General features: G+C 70.1%; 23 protein-coding genes. 16 read left to right on the top strand and 7 right to left on the bottom strand.

Annotated features, from left to right (window positions below; translation table 11 throughout):
- Nucleotides 1-13: 13 nt before the first annotated feature.
- Nucleotides 14-577 carry an NADAR family protein gene (locus AB0H93_RS32610; RefSeq protein ID WP_358577930.1) on the bottom strand — a complete coding sequence of 188 codons (564 nt, stop codon included), beginning with the start codon at nucleotides 575-577 and terminating at the stop codon, nucleotides 14-16.
- Between the two features lie 94 nt (nucleotides 578-671).
- On the opposite strand from AB0H93_RS32610, the gene AB0H93_RS32605 reads away from it, so the two are divergent.
- The 3 genes from AB0H93_RS32605 (at nucleotide 672) to AB0H93_RS32595 (ending at nucleotide 3,434) form a co-directional block, all read left to right on the top strand.
- Nucleotides 672-1,421 (top strand): SDR family oxidoreductase, encoded by a 750-nt coding sequence (locus AB0H93_RS32605; protein ID WP_358577928.1) that lies wholly within the window; start codon nucleotides 672-674, stop codon nucleotides 1,419-1,421.
- Between the two features lie 39 nt (nucleotides 1,422-1,460).
- Nucleotides 1,461-2,594 (top strand): hypothetical protein, encoded by a 1,134-nt coding sequence (locus AB0H93_RS32600; protein ID WP_358577925.1) that lies wholly within the window; start codon nucleotides 1,461-1,463, stop codon nucleotides 2,592-2,594.
- A 282-nt stretch (nucleotides 2,595-2,876) separates the two neighbouring features.
- On the top strand, nucleotides 2,877-3,434 hold the full coding sequence (locus AB0H93_RS32595) for an AAA family ATPase (protein WP_358577922.1): 558 nt from the start codon (nucleotides 2,877-2,879) through the stop codon (nucleotides 3,432-3,434).
- Between the two features lie 126 nt (nucleotides 3,435-3,560).
- Here the strand turns inward: AB0H93_RS32595 and AB0H93_RS32590 are convergent, their stop codons facing one another.
- On the bottom strand, nucleotides 3,561-4,418 hold the full coding sequence (locus AB0H93_RS32590; RefSeq protein WP_358577920.1) for a LysR family transcriptional regulator: 858 nt from the start codon (nucleotides 4,416-4,418) through the stop codon (nucleotides 3,561-3,563).
- 69 nt (nucleotides 4,419-4,487) lie between these two features.
- On the opposite strand from AB0H93_RS32590, the gene AB0H93_RS32585 reads away from it, so the two are divergent.
- From AB0H93_RS32585 to AB0H93_RS32560, 6 genes are all read left to right on the top strand, one after another.
- Entirely contained in the window at nucleotides 4,488-5,378 is an 891-nt protein-coding gene (locus AB0H93_RS32585) for an EamA family transporter (protein WP_358577918.1), read from the top strand.
- A gap of 97 nt (nucleotides 5,379-5,475) precedes the next feature.
- Nucleotides 5,476-5,745: a hypothetical protein gene (locus AB0H93_RS32580; protein WP_358577915.1), complete on the top strand. Its 270-nt coding sequence runs from the start codon at nucleotides 5,476-5,478 to the stop codon at nucleotides 5,743-5,745.
- A 221-nt stretch (nucleotides 5,746-5,966) separates the two neighbouring features.
- Nucleotides 5,967-6,533, top strand: a complete 567-nt coding sequence (locus tag AB0H93_RS32575) for an XRE family transcriptional regulator (RefSeq protein WP_358577913.1) — start codon at nucleotides 5,967-5,969, stop codon at nucleotides 6,531-6,533.
- A 20-nt stretch (nucleotides 6,534-6,553) separates the two neighbouring features.
- Entirely contained in the window at nucleotides 6,554-7,072 is a 519-nt protein-coding gene (locus AB0H93_RS32570; RefSeq protein ID WP_358577911.1) for a GNAT family N-acetyltransferase, read from the top strand.
- Between the two features lie 49 nt (nucleotides 7,073-7,121).
- On the top strand, nucleotides 7,122-7,775 hold the full coding sequence (locus AB0H93_RS32565) for a TetR/AcrR family transcriptional regulator (RefSeq protein ID WP_358577909.1): 654 nt from the start codon (nucleotides 7,122-7,124) through the stop codon (nucleotides 7,773-7,775).
- Nucleotides 7,772-8,062: a DUF6204 family protein gene (locus AB0H93_RS32560; RefSeq protein ID WP_358577907.1), complete on the top strand. Its 291-nt coding sequence runs from the start codon at nucleotides 7,772-7,774 to the stop codon at nucleotides 8,060-8,062. The genes AB0H93_RS32565 and AB0H93_RS32560 overlap by 4 nt, the downstream gene beginning before the upstream one ends.
- 137 nt (nucleotides 8,063-8,199) lie before the next feature.
- Here the strand turns inward: AB0H93_RS32560 and AB0H93_RS32555 are convergent, their stop codons facing one another.
- Entirely contained in the window at nucleotides 8,200-8,358 is a 159-nt protein-coding gene (locus AB0H93_RS32555; RefSeq protein WP_358577904.1) for a DUF4291 family protein, read from the bottom strand.
- Nucleotides 8,359-8,405: 47 nt separating this feature from the next.
- Between AB0H93_RS32555 and AB0H93_RS32550 the strand changes: the two genes are divergently transcribed.
- Nucleotides 8,406-9,170, top strand: a complete 765-nt coding sequence (locus AB0H93_RS32550) for a methyltransferase domain-containing protein (protein ID WP_358577901.1) — start codon at nucleotides 8,406-8,408, stop codon at nucleotides 9,168-9,170.
- Nucleotides 9,171-9,287: 117 nt separating this feature from the next.
- Nucleotides 9,288-9,842, top strand: a complete 555-nt coding sequence (locus AB0H93_RS32545; protein ID WP_358577898.1) for a dihydrofolate reductase family protein — start codon at nucleotides 9,288-9,290, stop codon at nucleotides 9,840-9,842.
- 54 nt (nucleotides 9,843-9,896) lie between these two features.
- On the opposite strand, the gene AB0H93_RS32540 is transcribed toward AB0H93_RS32545, so the two are convergent.
- The gene (locus tag AB0H93_RS32540; protein WP_358577895.1) at nucleotides 9,897-10,937 is read right to left on the bottom strand and encodes a tyrosine-type recombinase/integrase; all 1,041 of its coding nucleotides are present in this window, start codon (nucleotides 10,935-10,937) and stop codon (nucleotides 9,897-9,899) included.
- A gap of 215 nt (nucleotides 10,938-11,152) precedes the next feature.
- Here AB0H93_RS32540 and mug point away from each other — a divergent pair, with 215 nt between their 5' ends.
- Both mug and AB0H93_RS32530 read left to right on the top strand, forming a co-directional pair.
- Complete coding sequence (gene mug / locus AB0H93_RS32535) at nucleotides 11,153-11,743, top strand: G/U mismatch-specific DNA glycosylase (protein WP_358577892.1); 591 nt, start codon at nucleotides 11,153-11,155, stop codon at nucleotides 11,741-11,743.
- 286 nt (nucleotides 11,744-12,029) lie between these two features.
- Nucleotides 12,030-12,440 carry a hypothetical protein gene (locus AB0H93_RS32530; protein WP_358577889.1) on the top strand — a complete coding sequence of 137 codons (411 nt, stop codon included), beginning with the start codon at nucleotides 12,030-12,032 and terminating at the stop codon, nucleotides 12,438-12,440.
- A 345-nt stretch (nucleotides 12,441-12,785) separates the two neighbouring features.
- Here the strand turns inward: AB0H93_RS32530 and AB0H93_RS32525 are convergent, their stop codons facing one another.
- On the bottom strand, nucleotides 12,786-13,244 hold the full coding sequence (locus AB0H93_RS32525; protein WP_358577886.1) for a helix-turn-helix domain-containing protein: 459 nt from the start codon (nucleotides 13,242-13,244) through the stop codon (nucleotides 12,786-12,788).
- A gap of 86 nt (nucleotides 13,245-13,330) precedes the next feature.
- Between AB0H93_RS32525 and AB0H93_RS32520 the strand changes: the two genes are divergently transcribed.
- The 3 genes from AB0H93_RS32520 (at nucleotide 13,331) to AB0H93_RS32510 (ending at nucleotide 18,465) form a co-directional block, all read left to right on the top strand.
- Nucleotides 13,331-14,554, top strand: a complete 1,224-nt coding sequence (locus AB0H93_RS32520; RefSeq protein WP_358577883.1) for an MFS transporter — start codon at nucleotides 13,331-13,333, stop codon at nucleotides 14,552-14,554.
- Nucleotides 14,555-14,746: 192 nt separating this feature from the next.
- Complete coding sequence (locus AB0H93_RS32515; protein WP_358578117.1) at nucleotides 14,747-17,830, top strand: Tn3 family transposase; 3,084 nt, start codon at nucleotides 14,747-14,749, stop codon at nucleotides 17,828-17,830.
- 95 nt (nucleotides 17,831-17,925) lie between these two features.
- Entirely contained in the window at nucleotides 17,926-18,465 is a 540-nt protein-coding gene (locus AB0H93_RS32510) for a pyridoxamine 5'-phosphate oxidase family protein (protein WP_358577880.1), read from the top strand.
- A gap of 22 nt (nucleotides 18,466-18,487) precedes the next feature.
- Here AB0H93_RS32510 and AB0H93_RS32505 read toward each other — a convergent pair whose 3' ends face one another.
- Nucleotides 18,488-18,670: a hypothetical protein gene (locus tag AB0H93_RS32505; RefSeq protein WP_358577877.1), complete on the bottom strand. Its 183-nt coding sequence runs from the start codon at nucleotides 18,668-18,670 to the stop codon at nucleotides 18,488-18,490.
- The gene (locus tag AB0H93_RS32500) at nucleotides 18,670-19,647 is read right to left on the bottom strand and encodes a site-specific integrase (RefSeq protein ID WP_358577874.1); all 978 of its coding nucleotides are present in this window, start codon (nucleotides 19,645-19,647) and stop codon (nucleotides 18,670-18,672) included. Before AB0H93_RS32500 ends, AB0H93_RS32505 begins: the two co-directional genes overlap by 1 nt.
- Nucleotides 19,648-19,922 lie beyond the last annotated feature (275 nt).

The following is a 19,922-nucleotide window of genomic DNA, read 5'->3' as shown; positions in this document are numbered from 1 at the left end:
TGCCCCGTCTCGGTCAGGACTGCTGGCCGAGACGGGCGCGGGCTTCGCCCAGCGCGAAGCCCAGCAGGTTCAGCCCTCGCCACTGCTCGGGGTTCTCGCAGCGCGGATCGTCGGCGGCGAGGCCGATGCCCCAGATCGAGTCGACCGGGCTGGCCTCCACCAGGACTCGGCCACCGGTGCCCAGCAGGAATTCCCGCAGGTCCGGGTTCTGGCGGAACTTCTCGACACAGGCCGTCAGCACGATCTCGTAGCGGCACTCCTCCCAACGGCGCTGGTCGAATCCGCGCACGCCACGCCCCAGCTGCTTGGCCTGCCGGGGATGGGACGCCTGCAGGATCTCCTCCGCGCTGCCGGTGTCGCCGAACAGCACCGCCTTGCGCCACATCATGTAGTGCTCGGCAGTGGCGAACCTCCGGCCGTCCACCGTGAACGGCGCAGGCCACCACTGGCTCAGGCAGCCGCGCCCGACGCGGCCATCGCGCTCGGGCCGGTGGCCCCAGAAGTACAGGAACTTCACGCGCTGACCTCGCCGCACCCGGCTGATCACCTCGCCGACGTCCGCAGGGCCGATGTCCATGTGGGACAGTCTTCCCGCTCAGGTCGGCTGCGGGCCAACGAATTCGCGCACGGCTGTCGACGAGCCCGGCACCGGCGGATGTCATGATCAGCGCATGAGTCGCCCCATCACCATCATCACCGGCGCCAGTCGCGGCATCGGCGCGGCCACGGCGTCGTGGCTGGCCCGGGCCGGCCACGACCTCGTGCTCGGATACCGCGACAACGACAGCGGCGCCGAGCGCGTCGCGGCCGAGGCCCGCGGGCGCGGTGCCCGGTGCGTGCTGGTGCGCGTGGACGTCAGCCGCGAGGCCGATGTGGACCGGTTGTTCGCCGAGGCCGCGGACCAGCTGGGCCCGGTCACGGGGCTGGTCAACAACGCCGGGCTCACCGCGCACATCGGCGATCTGGCCGACACGCCGGTCGAGGTGATCCGCCACGTCATCGACGTCAACTTCCTCGGCGCGGTGCTTTGCGCGCGCCGCGCCGCGCAGGTCATGTCCACCCGCCGCGGCGGCGGTGGCGGGGCCATCGTCAACATCTCCTCCAGCGCCGCAACGCTCGGCTCGCCGCACGAGTACGTCCACTACGCCGGAGCCAAAGCCGCCGTGGACGCGCTGACGGTGGGCCTGGCGAAGGAACTCGCCGACGAGGGCGTGCGCGTCAACGCCGTCGCTCCCGGCCTGGTGCGCACCGACATCCACGCCGGCGCGGGAGCGCCGGAACGCATCGACACGGCCGTGGCACGCGTGCCGTTCGGCCGGGCCGGGGAACCCGACGAGATCGCCCCGGCGATCGGCTGGCTGCTCGGCCCGGACTCGGCCTACACCAGCGGGGCGGTGCTGCGCGTCGCGGGCGGGCTGTAGCGGCGAAAACCTGTTGCCCGCGATCGTAGGGTCGATCCCGTGCAACACGAATCGGTGCTCGTCAACTTCGTCTACTGCCATCCCGTCGGACACGCCGTGGAGGCGCTGCAGTACTGCCTGGGATATCGCCGCGCGAACCCGGATCGGCGGATCGCGGTGGTGCTCAACTCCGCCACCGCCGTCGACCTGGCCGCCTGGTGCGACGCGATCGACGAGGTGTACACAGTGGACATCGACGTGTTCGAGCCGCCGACGGCCGACGTCCTCGCGCACATCCCCGCCGAGTGGGACTGGGTCGTCGACGATCCGCGCGGCCACCAGAAGTGGCAGCACGACTTCTTCCCCGGCCTGCAGCGCTACTACGAGCTGTCGGCCGAGCACTTCCGCACCACCGGCGGGCACACGCAGGTCGGCGCGCCCGAACCGGCCTACCAGGCGCGCAACCCGCTGCGGCTGAACCTGCCTGCCGCGGCGCGCGACTGGGCCGCCGAGCTGTTGCCGCAGCACGACGCGCCGACCATCGCGGTGCTGCCCGGCGGCAGCGCCGAACGGTGGCGCTACCCGTCGCTGGAGTCGTGGCAGCGGATCCTCGGCGCCATCACCGACCGCTGGCCGCAGGCGCGGATCTGCTTCACCGGCAAACTCGCCGACGACGGCCGCACCAGCACCGGGTTCACGCGCGCGGAGTTCGCCGCGCTGGCCGCGACCGTCCCGAACGCGGCGTGGGCGCTGGACGTGCCGCTGGACCGGCAGCTGGCCGCGATGCAGCGCTGCGACATGCTGCTCTCGCCGCACACCGGGTTCGCGTTCGCCGCGCTGGCCGTGGGCACCCCGTGGCTGGCGCTGGCCGGGAACGACTGGGCGGAGTACTACTTCAACCCGGGCGTGCCGTTCTACTCGGTGCTGCCGGACCTGGAACGCTTCCCCTGCTACGTCATGCTGGGCAACACGCCCGAGCCCGTCGAGGACGACGGCCCGCGTTCGCCCAGCATGTCCGCGGCCCGCATCGATGCCGACCTCCCCGACCTCGTCGACGGCGTGGCCCGCCTCTACGACGGTGCCGCGGACTTCGATACCGCGATGCGGGATCACGCCACCCGCCTGCACAAGCTCTTCGGTGGCCGCACGGAACTGATGTACTCGGTGGACGACCTGCTGACCGCCTACCTGTGACGAGCGCCAGGGCCGGTCCGAGAGCCGCGCAGTACCCCCTGCAGCCGAATGCGCGACCTCGGACACGGCCCCGGCCCCGGAGGCACTTCCGGCCGGCAAGCGCCTCCGATGGTTGGACCGCGCCGGGCCGCGAAACTCATCGCGACCGCTAAGATCTGGTGCCAGGCCTGCTCCAGTGGCCGTTCACGCCGCGCTCACCCCGGCGTTCCCGCCGCATCCGGCGACGACAATCACCGCACTTCCGTTCGCGACCGTTGCAAGGGTTCGATGGTGGAGGTCGGCATGTCGCCAGCAGATTTCGTCGTGATCACCGGTGGCCCCGGGGCGGGCAAGACGACGCTCGTCGAGCGCCTGGCCGCCGCCGGATGCGCCTGCTCGCCGGAGGCGGGCCGCGGCGTCATCGCAGATCAGCTGGCCACCGGCGGCCGCGGCCTGCCCTGGGCGGACCGGGCGTTGTTCGCCGAGCTGATGCTGCAGCGGGACCTGCGTTCCCACCGGCAAGCCCGCCGCCGGCGCGGACCGGTGATCTTCGACCGCGGGCTGCCCGACATCGTCGGCTACCTGCGGCTAAGCGGCTTGCCGGTGCCCCCGCACGTGGACGCCGCCGCGCGGCGGTTCCGGTACCGCAACCGCGTGCTGATCGCCCCGTTCTGGCCGGAGATCTACCGCCAGGACGGCGAACGCAAGCAAACCCCGGCGGAGGCCGAGCGCACCTTCGAGCACATGGTCGCCGCCTACACCGACTACGGCTACGAACTCGTCCACCTACCGCGAACAACGGTCGACCAGCGCATGCGATTCGTCCTCGACGAACTCGCCAGGGACGAGCGCCGCCGGTAGACGGCCTGCGGGCGAGGTCAGGTGCTCATGCAGGTGTTGAGGTGGTCGACGAGGCCCCGGTCGAGGTGATGATCCCTGCCCGGTGTCCCTCCTCCAAGCCTTTCCCGCGGTGCAGCGCGTTGTTCTCTAGCTGTGCGCGCGGTAGAGGTCGGTGAGCAGGGCGACGGCGGCTTGCGCGGCCGGGTGCGGGTCGTCGCGCCACCAGATCAGGCGGACCGCGATGGGCGCGGCGTCGCGCAGCGGGCGGAAGACCACACCGGGGCGCGGGTACTGGTCGACGGTGCTTTCCGCGGTGATGCCGACGCTGCGACCGGTGGCGATGGTGGTGAGCCAGTCGTCGAGCTCGTGGGTGTACTCGATGGCAGGCCGGTTCTCCGGCGGCCACAGTTCGGTGGTCGTGGTGCCGGTTCGGCGGTCGATGAGGAGCGTGCGTTCGCTGATCTCGGCCAGCCGGATGGAACGGCGGCGGGCCCACGGATCGTCGGACGCCACCGCGCAGAACCGGCGTTCCAAGCCGACGATGACGCCGTCGAAGCGCCGTTGGTCGGGTTCGGTGCGCACCACGGCGACGTCGCAGGCGCCTTCGGCGAGGCCGCCGGTGGCGGAGTTGGTGCGCACCAGGCTCAGTTCGACGTCCGGGCGCAGCGCGGGCCACCTGCGCTGGAAGTCCACCGTGTGGCGGCCCATGGCCGACCAGGCGTAGCCGATGCGCAGCCGGGTGTGCCCGGAGGTGGCGTCGCGCACCAGGTCCTCGGCCTCGGCCAGCAGCCGCCGGGCGCGGGCGATGACCTGCGTGCCGACGGCGGTGGGCACGACCTCGCGGCTGGTGCGGCGCAGCAGGCGGACGCCGAGGGCGGATTCCAGCGAGGCCAGCGTGCGGGAGACGGCCGCCTGCGAGACGCCCAGTTCGATGGCGGCGTCGGTGAAGGTGCCCTCGTCGGCGATCGCGACCAGGCAGCGCAGCTGCCGCAGCTCCACATCCATAACCCAAGCGTATAGCTGGCGCGTCGGATGCATTTTGCTGAAGCACCGCGGCGGCGCAGGCTCTGTGCCATGCAGACGACAGCGCAGGTGCGGCAGCCCGTGGCGATCCCGGCGCCCACCGCGGAAAACGGCGGCCGCTACGCGGGAATCGCGATGATGGTCGGCAGCGGGCTGTCCAATCAGGTCGGTGCGGCGATCGGGTCGCTGGCGTTCCCGGCGATCGGGCCGGCCGGTGTCGTGGCGGTGCGGCAGTGGATCGCCGCCGTCGCACTGCTGGCGGTGGGGCGCCCTCGGCTGCGGGCGTTCACGTGGCGCCAGTGGCAGCCGGTGCTGCTGCTGGCGGCGGTGTTCGCGACGATGAACCTCTCGCTGTACAGCGCGATCGACCGCATCGGCCTCGGTCTTGCGGTGACGCTGGAGTTCCTCGGCCCGCTGGCGGTCGCGCTGGCCGCGTCGCGACGCGTGGTGGATCTGGGGTGCGCGGTGGTCGCCGCGGCGGGCGTGGCGGCGCTGACCCGGCCGCAGCCGACCACGGACTACCTCGGCATCGGCCTGGCGCTGCTGGCCGCGGTGTGCTGGGCGTCCTACATCCTGCTCAACCGCTCGGTGGGCCGCCGGTTGCCCGGTGCCGAGGGCACCGCCGCCTCGGCCGGGCTGTCGGGTCTGCTGTTCGTGCCGATCGGCATCGCGGTGCTCATCCAGCATCCGCCGACCCCGGCGGCGTTGGGCTGCGCGGCCGCGGCGGGCATCCTCTCCTCCGCCGTGCCGTTCCTGATCGACATGCTGGCGCTGCGGCGGGTTCCGGCGCAGTTCTTCGGCATCTTCATGAGCATCAACCCTGTTCTGGCGGCCGGCGTGGGGCTCGTTTTCCTCGGCCAGAACCTGCAGGTGCTGGAGTGGCTGAGCATCGCGGCGATCGTCGCCGCGAACGTTGTCAGCGTCGTCACCGCGCGCCAGTAGCGGCGCGCTCGCCTTGCGAAAGTCTTGACCTGGGCGAAGCTGGGACGCGCAGCAGCCGTGGTGGCTCATCGCGCGCCGGTTCAGTCCGTTCGACGCGGTGTTCCTGCCTGCCAACGGCGCGGTGGTCGACGCGCCGCACCTGCAGCCGCCGAGCCCGCTGCCCGCCGCGATGGACCCGAGGCAGGCCGCCGCGGCGGCGGAGATCCTCGACGCCCGGTACGCAGTGCCGATGCACTACGAGGCGGAGCAGCCGGACAAGATCGCGGGCTACGTCGAGGTCTCCGACCCTGCGAATGAGTTCCGCACGCACGCCGGACGGCGCGCACATGTGCTGGCCGTCGGGGAATGGCTGGACCTGGCCACATGACCGCCGTGCCAACGGGCTCAGGTAGCAACAGGACATAGGTCCGATGCACACGAAGGAGACCACGACTTCCGGTGGTCACGCCGGGCGCTCGGAAGCGAGAGGTTCGCTTCCGAGCTCGCTTCGGACTCCGACGATGCCGACGCAGGGTTGCCATGACGCGCTCTCGGTGACATCCGCACCCAGCTTCCGATCCATCTCATATTTGGGCTAGTCTCCCGAATATGAGAAACGGCGCGGAGATGGATACCCGGCTGGCGGGCCGGCTCGCGGAGCTTCGGGTGGAGCGCGGCTGGCCGCTGGAGGAGTTGGCGCAGCGCACCGAGATCAGCCGCTCGACGCTGTCGCGGCTGGAGCGGGCCGAGATCAGCCCGACCGCGGCGCTGCTGAACAAGTTGTGCGCGGCCTACGGGCGGACCATGTCGCAGTTGCTGGCCGAGGTGGAATCGGAGCCGCCGCAGTTGGTGCGCGCCGACCGGCAGGAAGTGTGGCGGGACGAGGCATCGGGTTTCACCCGGCGCTCGGTGTCCCCGCCACATCCGGGACTGCGCGGCGAGGTCGTCGAAGGCGCGCTGGAGCCGGGCGCGGACATCTCCTACGACGGCCCGGCCGTGCCGGGCCTGGAGCAGCACATCTGGGTGCTGGCGGGAGCCCTGGAGGTCACCGCGGGCGACCACGTGCACGAGGTGCGGGCCGGGGACTGCCTGCGGTTCCGGCTGTGGGGCCGGTCGCGCTTCCGCTGCCCGGGCCCCGAACCGGTCCGCTACGCCCTGCTGATCGTCCTGCCCTGATCACCTGGAGGAATCCCGCCTTGCCGACCATCACCCGGCTGTCCGCCGCCGATTTCCGCGACAACGTGAAGGAACTGGCCGATCTCCTCGTCGACGTCGTCGACGGCGGCTTCTCGCTCGGGTTCCTCGAACCCTTCGACCAGGACGCGGCCGTGGCCTGGTGGGAGACCCGGGAACCCGCGATCGCCGACGGCAGCCTGATCGTCTGGGCCGCCCACGGCCCCGACGGCGTCACCGGCACCGTCAGCCTCGCGCTGGAATCCAAGCCCAACGGCCGGCACCGTGCCGAGATCGTCAAGCTCATGGTGCACCGCGACGCCCGCGGCCAGGGGCTGGGCCGCGAACTCCTCGCCACCGCCGAGCGGGCCGCCGCCCGCGCGGGCGCCATCCTGCTGCTCCTGGACACCGCCACCGGCAGTCCTGCCGAGGGGCTCTACCTCGCCGCCGGTTGGACGCGGTTCGGCATCGTGCCCGGCTACGCCGCCGACCCGGCCGGTCGCCTCGAAGACGGCAGCTTCTTCTACAAGCAAATCGCCTGACGAAATAATGGAGTCGACTCCAATATTGGAGTCGAGTTAAGCTTGGGGCATGACCGAGGGGCTGCGGGAGCGCAAGAAGCGCCAGACACGGCAGCGGATCACCGAGGTGGCCGTGGGCCTGTTCGTCGAGCGCGGCTTCGAGCACGTCACGATCGCGGAGGTCGCCGCGGCCGCCGAGGTGTCGGCGAACACCGTCTACAACTACTTCCCGACCAAGGAAGACCTCGTCCTGCCACCGGACGAAGCGTCCCCGCAACGGCTCGCCGACATGGTGCGGCAACGCCGCGTCGGCGAGTCCGCCGCGGACGCGATCCTGCGCGAGTTGCGCGAGGAGGTGCGCCGCCGCGACCGCAAGGTGGGGTTGACCGGGGGTTTCGGCCGCGTCTTCGACATGATGCGGGCCGCGCCCACGCTCCTCGCCCGGCTCGAGTCCCTCGGCCAGCAGATGACCGACGCGCTCACCGCCGTCCTCGCCGAGGAGACCGGTGCCGCACCGGACGACCCGCTGCCCCGGGTGATCGCCCACCAGCTGGGCTGCTTCCACTCCCTGGTGTTCGCCGAGATCGGCAAGCGCCTCGCGGCCGGCGAGCGCCCCGACGCGATCGCCGAGGCCGTGCTGGATCTGCTGACCACCATCGAGGACGTGCTCGGCGACAGCGTTCTCACCTACGCCATGCGAAAGGTCCAACCGTGTTCCGAGTGACGATCCGAGGCAAGTTCGACGGGCTCAGCGAAGCCGGGCGTGCCGCCGTCCTGGCGGCCACCGACACCGCCTTCACCGAGGCCGGCACGTTCACCCACGACGACACCGTTTCGGCGTTCACCTTCCGCTGCCAGGTTCCGTCGGAGCGCGACGACGACGGCGAGCGGGAGGCGACCCAGCGCGCGCTGGCGGCGCTGGACGCCCACGGCCACCCGTACCAGGTCCTGCGCACGGCGGTGACCGACATGCGCCAGATCAAGATCCGCCGGAAGGGCCGCAAGCCCTGATCCAGGCTGCCGGATCACTCGTCGATGTCGAGGGCTCCGGCGATGGCCCGGGGCACCGGGTAGACCCGCTCCGGAGGAAGCAGCCGCTTCGCCTTCGCGGACTGCCCGGTCTGCACCAGCGTCGCGATCTCGCGGGCTCACGCGGTGATGTCGGCGAGATCGACGACCCATTCCTCGGCGAACCTGCCGATCAGGTCCCGGCCGATGCCGACCTGGATGCTGTAGTGGTTGAGCGCCGCGGCCGCGCTGGGGCAACATGCGTCGCACTCTGTCAGCCGGATGTTCCATCCGGCCAACGAATATTCGGTGGCTGCGCGCGTGGCGGGCTGGGAAGATCGGCCGCATGTCGACGAGTTCGTTCGAGGAGTTGGTGGCCGAGGCGTCGGCCGCACCGGTCGATGGGTGGGACTTTTCCTGGTTGGACGGTCGTGCGACCGAGCAGCGCCCGTCGTGGGGTTACCAGCGGCTGCTGGGCGATCGGCTGGGCGCCGCGTCGGCCGCGCTGGACGTGCAGACCGGCGGCGGCGAGGTGCTGGCCGGCGCCGGGAACTTCCCCGCCGTGATGGCCGCGACGGAGTCCTGGCCGCCGAACGTCGCCAGAGCCACCGAGCTGCTGCACCCGTTGGGCGCGGTGGTCGTGGCAGCCCGGGACGAGCCGCCCCTGCCGTTCGCCGACGCGGCGTTCGACCTGGTCACCAGCCGTCATCCGGCGACCGTGTGGTGGACGGAGATCGCCCGGGTCCTGCGGCCCGGGGGAACCTACTTCGCCCAGCACGTCGGCCCGGAGACCGTGTTCGAGCTCGTGGAGTTCTTCCTAGGGCCGCTGTCCGAGGACATCCGCCACAAGCGCCATCCCGACGTCGAGAGAGCCGAAGCCGAGGCGGCCGGACTGGACGTCGTCGACGCGCGCCTGGAGCGGTTGCGGATGGAGTTCTTCGACGTCGGCGCCGTCATCTACTTCCTGCGCAAGGTGATCTGGACGGTTCCGGACTTCACCGTCGACCGGTACCGGGACCGGCTGCGCGAGTTGCACGAGCGGATCCAGCGAGAGGGCCCGTTCATCGCCCACTCGACCCGGGTTCTCGTCGAGGCCCGCAAACCGGCCTGATTTTCGTCACCGTGACTCAAGATTCCCACCTCGCTCCACTGGGGAATCGTGGCCACCTGAGCGGTTCGGCGATGACTTCCACCGGCAGCGGATGTCCACCTCCTCGAGGAGGTTCACATGCGCAAGCTCGTAGTCACCGAGAACAGCACCGTCGACGGCGTGATCGACATGGCGGGCGGCTGGTTCGATCCCCTGGACAACGAGGTCGACCGGTCCGACATCACCGCGGCGCTCACCGAACAACGCGAAGCGGCCGACGCTCTGCTGGTCGGCCGCAACACCTTCGTGGCTTTCCGGGAGTTCTGGCCGAAGCAGACCGACGACACCACCGGCGTCTCCGACTACCTGAACGCGGTGGACAAGTACGTCGTGTCGAGCACGTTGACCGAACCCGGCTGGCAGAACTCCACGGTGCTGCGCGGACCGCTCGTCGACGAGGTCGCGGCGCTGAAAGCGGCACCGGGCGGGGACATTGTCGCGACCGGCAGCATCCGGCTCGTCCACGCGTTGATCGCGGCGAACCTGGTCGACGAGTACCGGTTGTTCGTCTTCCCGGTGACCGTCGGTCACGGAACCCGCCTGTTCGACTCGACCCGTGAGGATCTCGAGCTGCTGGAGACGCGCCCGTTCACCTCGGGCGTCGTGCTCCTGCGCTACGCGCCGAAACGCTAGCCGGACAGACCAGAGCAATCCCATTGATCATTTACGTCACCGTGACGTAAATGATCAATGGGATTGCTCTGGCGAATTCGGGGTTGTTTCGCGGGTTTCACTGGTCGCTCCCGCGACGAGATGGGCCGGGTCGCGGATCAGCGACACCGCGACGTGGTCGTAGAGCTGGGTGACCGCCGCCGAGGAGTGCCCGAGCGCGTCGCGGCGGTCTTCCAGCGCCGCTCCCCTTTCCCGGGCGATGGTGTTGAAGGTGTGCCGCATCGAGTGCGGCGTGATCCGCTGCGGCATCGGCACGCCGGCTTCGGCGGCCATCGTCTGCACCAGCCGGAAGACCTGGTGGCGGTTGATGCGCTCGCCGTGCCGGGTCACCACCAGGGCGCCGGTGCCGGCGTCCGGCCGCTGCGCCAGATAGGCGTCCAGGACCGGGACCAGCGGCGCCGGGATGGGCCGGGTGCGGACCTTGCCGCCCTTCATGTGCACGGTCAGCACCCGGAGGCCGTCGCGCTGACCGAGGTCGGCCAGATCGGCGTGGCACAGCTCCGAGACGCGGATACCCAGATCGATCAGCAGCATCATCACGAGCGAGACCGCCTCAGGCGCGAGGCTGCGGTGCCGGTAGTCCCGGCTGGCGGTCAGCATCTGGGCGGCCTGCCGCTCGGAGACGCTGGCGGTCGGCGAGTGCTGCCTGTCGTAACGGGGCCGCGCGGCGTCGCGAGCCGGGTTGGCGTCGATCGCCCCGGCGCGCACGAGGAAGGTGTACCAGCTGGAGACGGCGGCGATCTTCCGCGCCCGGGTGCTGGCCGCGAACGCACGCCCGGTGCGCGGGTTGGTCGACGCGGCAAGCTCGGCGCCATACATCTGCACCTCCGGGAGGCGCACGTCGAGCGGATCGAGTTCCCGGCGCGTGCACCACTCCACGTACTCGCGGAGATCTCGCGCATAGGCGGCGCGGGTGGCTCCGGAGTCCGCGAACGAGCCCAGCCACGCCGCGATCAACGCGGCCACGGTGTGGCCGGTGCGCGTGGGCGTGGCCAGGAGTTCCGTTTGCGCCTCTCGGCCGACGACTGACGCCCGCGCTTCCCTGGTGATGCTCACCGAACCAGTTTACCGCACATAAGCGCGATTATGCGCGGTGCATCCGGCGGCGTTTCTCGTACCGAAATTCTGTTTCGTTTGACTTATAACGTTATTTTCAGAAGTGTTACGTAATTAGCTCGGAGACGCTGCCGGAGCCGGTGACCGGACCCGGTTCGGGACGCCGTGGCCGCCGGTTAAGGTCCGGTGTTCGTTGCGGGAACCGGAGGTGCGAGTTGGCGGGGAACCGGCCGAGCGCGGAGGAGTTGGCCGCGGCGGAGGGGGCGAGGATTCCGGACGTCCTCTCCCCCGGTTTGCGGGTGCTGTTCTGCGGCATCAATCCGGGTCTGTGGTCGGGAGCCACTGGCCACCACTTCGCGCGGCCGGGCAACCGGTTCTGGCCGGCGTTGCACGCCTCGGGCTTCACGCCGCGCCTGCTGGAGCCGCACGAGCAGGGCGAGCTGTCCGCGCTGGGGCTGGGCATCACCAACTTCGTCGCGCGAGCCAGCGCCCGAGCGGCCGAACTCACCGACGACGAGTTGCGAGCCGGCGGGCAGGTGCTGGTGGAGAAGGTGCGCCGGTTCCAGCCCGCGTGGGTGGCGGTGGTGGGGATCACCGCGTATCGGACGGCGTTCGGCGAGCGGCGGGCGACGGTCGGGCCGCAGGACCGACGGATCGAGGGCGCGCGGGTGTGGGTGCTGCCGAATCCCAGCGGTCTCAACGCGCACTGGACCGCGGGCACGCTGGCCGCGGAGTTCCGCCAGTTGCAGCAGGTCTCGATGCCCGGCGACTCGCCGCAACAGGATTCCGGCGCGCCACAGGGCTGATCCGACGCCCGAACCGTCTCGGAGGAGCGCCTAACGAGGGCGGGGCCGATGGGTTTCGCCGTCGCTTGGCGGATCTTGATTACGCCGGATGGCCGCTTCGGGACTCGCTGTGATCACGCAGCGAGACATACGGAACACGGGGGTGTGCTTTATCTGTCCGTTACCGGTAGGGTCTGATCCGCCGGTGAGGGAAGCCCCTGATCCGGTGACATTGGCCCCTTTGCCCCCCGCAGAGTCGATACGGATGACTATTCAAGACGACCTTGCTCGACCGTGGTTCCAGCCCGTGCTCCAGTCGGAAGCGCAGCAGCCGCGACTGGACTCGGGACCGCCGACTACCCGCATCGTGGGCCAGCTGCCCCTGGACGAGGTGGTCGTTCCGGCCCGCCCGGCGGCATCGCCGCCGCCCATGGCCGACGCCCCGTCCCGGGTGGAGGTCACCCAGCCCTACATTCCCGCGATCCGCGACGAGCAGCCCGAGTTCGCCAAGCTGCTCAACCCCGACCCGCCGGCGCCGGCCGCAGGGATGACGGGTCCGCAACCGCAGGCGTCGGTGGCGGCGCCGACCGAGCGGGTCAAGCCGGTGACATCGGCTCCGCCCGCCCCGGTGAAGAAGCGCAGCCTGGTCCGCCGGGTGGTGCGCCGTATCATCGGCCCTGATCTGCTGCGCAAGGATCCGCCGAAGAAGAAGCGGTAAGAGCAGCACAAGGCGGTGGCCTTGGCACTGGCGCAGACCTGCATCCTGCGCTGGTGCCAAGGCCACTGTTGTTTCTCCCGCCGAATGCCGACAGCCCGGTTACGGCTCGTGCGCCGTGAGTGGTCGTCGGATGAGCTGGCTCGAGTGCACTGTCCGGAGCGCGGGACGAGCTGGGCGGCCGGGTCGAACATCGGCTGACGGTCATCTACTGCTCGCCGCGCTGTCGCACTCCGGCTGGTCTTCTGCCTCGTCAGGCCATCGTCGCCGTAACGACACTGGTGGCCACTCGGGCGGCCCTCGGGTTGGCGTGAGTACTTCGTCGGTGCCGGGATCGGGCCGACGACATCAGTGATCCTTTCGCACGGAGGTCGTGTCGACGTCGGCGGGATTGCCGCTGGAGCCGATCGGCCGGAGCTCCGGAAGCGGGAGACCGAGTTCGTCGACGAGGACGGAGTGGTTCTCGTCGGGGGCGAAGGCGTGGCGTTCTCCCCACTGGCGCAAGGCCACGATGACGGTGAACAGGTCGCGACCGGCAGGGGTGAGCGTGTAGAGCTGCCGCCTGCCCGATGGCGCGGTCTTCCGGTCGAGGATGCCTCGCTCGACCAGCCGGCGGAGCCGGTCGGTGAGGATGTTGCGGGCGATCCCGGTGCGCTGCTGGAAGTCGGTGAACGCTCGCGCGTCGTCCATGGCGTCGCGGACGATGAGCAGGCTCCAACGGTCGCCGATCAGGTCAAGCGTTCGCGCCACTGGGCAGGGCGGATCGGTCCAGGCCACATCCTCGGCACTGATCGCGGGCTGAGTCACCGTGCCTCCCCGAAGAGTTGCTGATTGAAACCATTCTGCCGTACTCTCGAATCAGTTGCAATTTGCTACTAACCGAGGGAGTGTGGATGGGCCTGAGCATTGGCCTTGGCCGAAGGACGTTGTTCGCCGCGGTGTGCGCGGTCGCCGTCGCGAGCATCTACGTCGCCCAGCCGGTTCTCGCCCAGATCGGTTCCGACCTGGGCGTACCGGATGCCCACCTGGGGTGGATCGTCGCCGCCGGCCAGCTCGGCTATCTGGCAGGACTGGCCGTTCTCGTCCCGTTGGGCGACATGATCGATCGGCGCAAGCTCATGGCGGGGCACCTTCTGCTGACCGCGGCGGGTGCGGCGCTGGCCGCGACAGCCACTCGGACCTGGGCGCTGCTTGTCGGAGTGGTGGTCGCCGGCCTGTTCGCGGTCGTCGTCCAGACGACGGTCGCCTACGCCGCAGCCCTGTCCGCTCCCGAGGAACGCGGCCGCAACCTCGGCGCAGTGACCTCCGGTGTCGTCATCGGCATTCTCGGGGCACGCGTCGCGGCCGGCGCCCTGGCCGCGATATGGGGCTGGCGCAGCGTGTACGTCGCGCTCGCCGCGCTCCTGGTGACGCTGGCGTGCCTCGTTCTGAAAACCCTGCCGCCAGACACTCGCGCCGACCACACCACGTATCGACAGGTGCTCACATCGCTGGGCGGACTGTTCCGCGAGCGCCTGTTCATCTCGCGCGGGCTGATCGCGTTCTTCCTGTTCGCGTCCTTCGGCACGCTGTGGAGCGGCCTGGCGCTACCGCTGGCGGCCGCCCCGTGGCATCTGAGTACGGCGCAGATCGGTCTGTTCGGCCTTGCCGGCCTGGTCGGCGCGCTCGGCGCCGCCCGGGCGGGACACTGGGCCGACGCCGGATTCGCGAGCGCCGTCACCGGCGGAGCACTCGTCCTCCTCGCCGCCTCATGGCTGGCCATCGGGCAAGCGTCGTGGTTGCTGTGGCTCGTCGTCATCGGCGTGGTCGTGCTCGATTTCGCCGTCCAAGCCGTGCACGTGAGCAACCAGCACCTGCTCACCATGACCCACCCGCACCGCACCAGCAGCGTCGTCGGCGGCTACATGATCTTCTACTCCCTCGGCTCCGCCCTCGGCGCCACCACGACGACCACCGTGTTCGCCGGCGCCGGATGGACCGGCTCCAGCATCCTCGGCGCAGCCTTCGCGGCCTGCGCGCTCGTGGTCTGGGCATCCAGCCGCCGCGTGGCGACCGACCCGCACCTGCCTCTGAACGACCTGAGGTCTGAGGAACATCGGAACGGAAACTGGCGCTAAGCCCTCGTCGTACGAACTCGGAATGGGACAGCTGACGCCTGCCGTCGCCCTCAAGGCCAAACAGGGGCTTGAGGAACATCCGTGTCAGATCGTGCGCTAAGGGTTCTGGCGACGTCCCGCCGCGTTGACCTGCTGTGATGCCGTGTTGGAGTCTTCCAAGGTCGTTTGTTGTCGATCTTGGAAAGGGCTGTTGTGGCAGTCGAGTTCCTGTCGGATGAGCAGGCAGCCGGCTATGGGGCGTTCCCCGAGTTCGTGCCACGTAGCGAGCTGGAGCGGTACTTCTTCCTGGATGACGCGGATCGGGAGCTGGTGCGGGACAAGCGCCGGGCGCACAACCGGCTCGGGTTCGCGATCCAGCTGACCAGCGTCCGCTACCTCGGGCGGTTCATGCCGGATCCGCGGCAGGCCCCGGCCGAGGTAGCCGAGTACCTGGCCGAGCAGTTGGAGATCGCCGACCCGTCGTGCCTGAAGGACTACGGTGAGCGGGACGGCACCGCGCGCACTCACGCCGGCGAGATCCAGAACGGCGAGGGGTGGCGGGACTTCTCCGAGGTCATCAGCGAGCTGGGCGAATGGATCGACGCTCGTGCGTGGACCACCGGTGACGGGCCGAAGGCGCTGTTCGACGCGGCCGTGGGGTGGCTGCGGGAGCGCAAGGTGCTGTTGCCGGGCGTGACCCGGTTGGCACGGCTGGTCGGTTCGTGCAGGGAAGCGGCGAACCAGCGGTTGTGGGAGACGCTGCACGATCTCCTCGACGACGAGCAGCGCGCCGCCCTGGACGGGCTGCTGGAAGTCCCCGACGGGCACCGGAACTCGCACCTGGACCGACTGCGTCGGCCGCCGGTGCGGGTGTCGGGGCCGGCGATGGTCGACGCACTCCAGCGGGCGGCGGAGATCCTCGGACTCGGGTTCGCCGAGGTCGACACCGAGCTCGTGCCGCCGCGCCGACTGGCGGAGCTGTCAAGGTATGGGGTGCAGGGCAAGGCCAGTCTGCTGCGCCGCCACGGCGATTCCCGGCGTGCGGCGACGCTGCTGGCCACGGTGACCTACCTGCAAACCCGCGCGGTCGATGACGCCCTGGACCTCCTCGATGTGCTGATCGCCTCGAAGCTGCTGGCCCGCGCCGAGCGGGAGTCGGCCAAGGAGAAACTGCGCACCCTGCCCAAGCTCGGGAAGGCGTCAGCGAAGCTCGCGGCCGCACTCGGGGTACTGCTGGAAGTCACCGGCGCCCATGACGACCTGGCCGAGCAGGCCGCCGACGGCAGCGCGGTGGTGGAGCCGGTGAGTTTGGCGCAGGTGTGGGCCGAGATCGAGGCCGTGGTGCCCCGCTCCGAACTCGCCGACGCACTGACCGCCGTGGTCGAGCTCGCCGGGCCGCCGGACTCCGACGCCGATGAGGCGTGGCGGTCGGAGCTGGTGAAGCGGTTCGCCACGGTGCGGCCGTTCCTGCCGCTGCTGTGCGAGGTGATCCGCTTCGGTGCCGCGCCCGATGGCGAGCGGGTGCTGGCGGCGCTGCGGGATCTGCCGCGGTTGTGGGGCGGCGGCCGCAACAAGGTCGCCCGCTCCGAGATCGATGAGCAGCTGCTGATCGGCTCCTGGCGCCGCCTGGTGCTCAACGCACCGGAGCTGGAGCCCGGTGCGATCGACTGGCGGGCCTACACCTTCTGCGTGCTGGAGCAGTTCCACCGCTGCCTGCGACGGCGCGACATCTTCGCGGTCAACTCCAGCAAGTGGGGCGACCCGCGCGCCAAACTCCTGGCCGGGAGCGCGTGGAACACGGCGAAGCCGGTGGTGTTGTCCAGCCTCGGCCTGCCACCCGACCCTGACGAGCACCTCGACGAGCGCGCCGAGCTGCTGGACGCCACCTTCCGCGAGGTCACCGCCGGGCTTCCGGACAACGCTGCGGTGCGCTTCGACGAGCACGGCCGCCTGCACCTGGCGGCGCTCCCGGCGGAGGCCGAGCCGCCGAGCCTGGAGAACCTGCGGGTGCTGACCAACCGGATGCTGCCCCGCGTGGATCTCCCGGAGGTGCTGCTGGAGGTGTTCTCCTGGACCGGCGCCGATGCGGCGTTCACCTCGATCACCGGCGGCGAAGCCCGCCTCGCCGACCTGCACATCTCGATCGCCGCGCTGCTGGTGTCCGAGTCGTGCAACATCGGCTGGACCCCGGTGATCAAGCACGCCGTCCCGGCGCTGACCCGCGACCGGCTCGCGCACGTCGACGCGACTTACCTGCGGATGGACACCCTCAAGGCCGCCAACGCCGCCCTGATCGCCCACCAGTCCCGCATCGGCCTCGCCCAGACCTGGGGTGGTGGGCACGTGGCCAGCGTCGACGGGATGCGGTTCGTCGTGCCGGTGCAGACCATCAACGCCCGCCACAACCCGCACTACTGGGGACAACGACGCGGCGCGACCTGGCTGAACATGCTCAACGACCAAGCGGCCGGGCTCGGCGGGAAGGTCGTGGCCGGCACCCCGCGCGACTCCCTGCACGTCCTGGACGTGCTCTACGACCGCGACGGCGGGCAGAAGCCGCAGATGATCGTCACCGACACCGCTTCCTACAGCGACATCGTCTTCGGGCTGCTCACCCTCGCCGGGTTCACCTACGCCCCGCAGCTCGCTGACCTGCCCGATCAGAAGCTGTGGCGCATCAACACCAAAACGGACTACGGCCCGTTCGCCACCGCCGCCCGCGGCCGCATCGATCTCGAACGGATCCGCCGGAACTGGGACGACATCCTGCGGGTCACCGCCTCCATCCACACCGGCGCCGTCCGCGCGCACGATGTGATCCGGATGCTCTCCCGCGACGGCCACCCCACCCCGCTCGGGGAAGCGATCGCGCACTACGGGCGCATCCACAAGACCCTGCACGTGCTGCGCCTAGTCGACGACACCGGCTACCGCCGCGACATCAAAGCCCAGGCCAACCTCCAAGAAGGCCGCCACGCCCTCGCCCGCCGGATCTTCCACGGCCAACGCGGCGAACTACGCCAGCGCTACTACGAAGGCATGGAAGACCAACTCGGCGCCCTCGGTCTCGTGCTCAACGCGCTGGTGCTGTTCACCACCCGCTACCTCGACGCCGCCATCACCGAACTGCGCGCCGGGGGCTACGAGGTCCGCGACGAGGACGCCGCCCGGTTGTCGCCGTTCGTCCGGCATCACGTCAACATGCTCGGCCGCTACTCGTTCCTCACTCCGGAACTGGCCGGCGGGCTGCGCCCGCTGCGAGACCCGTCCGAGCCGGACGAGGAGGAGAGCGCCTGACCACGAAGCGGGTCCCCGGAACACATCTGGGGACCCGCTTCGGTCGGATTGCACACTGAGCCGACACTGTCGGTGGGAGCCGATTAACTAGCCGAATGTTCGAAACTCCCGACGAGCTCCACAGCCTCCAAGTCCTGCTCGACACGTCTTGGGCTGGCTCCAGCAGCCACCTCAAATCGATCATCAGGCCAGGTGAAAGCGCCTTGGACGCCGAGCAGGTTGTCCGAGTCTGCCAAGGCATGTGCACCCTGGCCATCGCCACAGTCACCCGGCGCGGTGAGCCACGCATCAGCGGCGCCGACGGGCACCTCCTGCACGGCCGTTGGATTGTCGGCACCCACCGCCAGGCCGCTAAAGCCCGTCATCTCGCGGCGCGGCCCGGCATCAGCGCGACCTTCATGCGCGGCGAGCAGCTCGGCATTTTCACGCATGGACACGCCATTCCGCTGAACCCCGAGGGGACGAGCAGCGACCCGACTTGGCCGACCGTCCGCGACTACCTCGTCAACCACTACGACGGCGACGGCGACGATCCGTTCTGGGACGAGAACGTGTGGTATCGCATCGACCCCAGCTGGATGGTCGCCTACAGCGCCGACCCCGTCGGGCTGCTCGACCAACAACCGTCAGTCTGAAGAGAGCTCGCGCGGGTCAACCTCAGGCCGTCACTCCGGGGCCAGTCGAGGTTGACATCTTCACGTTCACCGTTTCCATGCGGCTGGGCGTCTTCGCAAGCAGCACCGACAGCCCGCCGGCGAACGGTTCGACGTAGTGGGCGTGCTCGGGCAGCAGCGCGGCGATCCGGGCCGCCAGGCGGAAAGAGCACCCGGCCTGGATCATCACCGGCGGCTGTCGCCGGGAGCCAGCAAGCTGGTGACCTCCGCGATGGCCTCGCCCGAGGGTTTGAAGTAGCGGCGGACGTTCTCCGGCTTCTTGTGCCGGGACTTCGCCATCAGCAGCAGCAGCGACGCCCCGTGCTCGCCGAGGTGGGTCAGCGCGGTGTGGCGGAACTCGTGCAGGTCCCACCCGGTGCCCGGGCCCTGAAGTGCGGTGTGGGCATCGAGCAGGGCGCGGGCCTGGCCGTAGGACAGCCGGGCGAGCCCGGTGTCCGGGCAGGTGTCGCGGCGGCCGAGGACCTTGCCGGGGCCGGGGCGGCGGTGGGTGGTGAACACCGGGCCTCGGGTGCGGCCCTTGAGCAGCCGGGGCAGCAGGCGGGCGGTGCCGGCGTCCCAGTAGACGGGCTCCAGCACCACGTCCTCGCGGGCCTGGCCGCGACGGCGGGTCTTGGCCCGTGCTCCTTTGGCCTTCACCGGGGCGCGGCGCCCGGCCAGGTCGAGGTCCTCGATGTTGAGCCCAAGGATTTCCTCGGTGCGGGCGGCGGTTTCGTAGAGCATCCGGTAGAGCGCCTTCTCCCGGAGCGCGACCTCGCGGCGGGCCACCAGGCGGTCGATCGCGATCCGGGAACGCACCGGGGGGTCGGAGTCCGGTGCGGCCAGGCGCTTGGTCCAGCCGGGCACGGTCGGAGCGCCCTGGCCGCGGTCGCGGCACCAGGACAACCATGCCAGCACCGCAGCGCGGCGGGCGTTCCAGGTGTTGACCGCCGCGCTGCCCCACAGCAGTTCCAGCGCCTCGCCGACCTCGTCGTCGGCCACCATCGCCAGCGCCCGCTGCTCGCCGATCCGGTCGGCTGTCTTGCCCACGCCGGTCCCGTAGGCGCGGAGCGTGTTCGGGTTGCCCAGCGAATCGAGGAACAACTCGGCCGCCCGGCCGACGGTCAACGCCGAAGGGTTCGTCGGCAGCGCGACGACGGTGGACACCGGTGTTCTCCCTTGCCGCAGATAACAGGGCCGCTTCGCGTACCGCCACGGGGACGTTCCCGCAGGACGCGATCAGCGATGCCACAGATAATAGAGCGTTATCTGTGGGAAGACTTCAAGAACTCGCCGATGCCGGCACCGCGGTGATCGGCGACCAGGGACGACGAGGGCTTAGGGGTTCTTGCATAATGATCTTTGTCTGGCATGGTGGTGGCTGGAGTTGATCACGTTTCGATCGTTGGGAGCGTGGGATGGCTCGCCCGAAGCCGTGGGAG

It is taken from the genome of Saccharopolyspora sp. NPDC050642 (genome assembly GCF_040654735.1).
GTDB classification, from domain to species: Bacteria; Actinomycetota; Actinomycetes; order Mycobacteriales; family Pseudonocardiaceae; genus Saccharopolyspora; species Saccharopolyspora elongata.
This window is presented reverse-complemented; position numbering and strand designations above follow the sequence as displayed.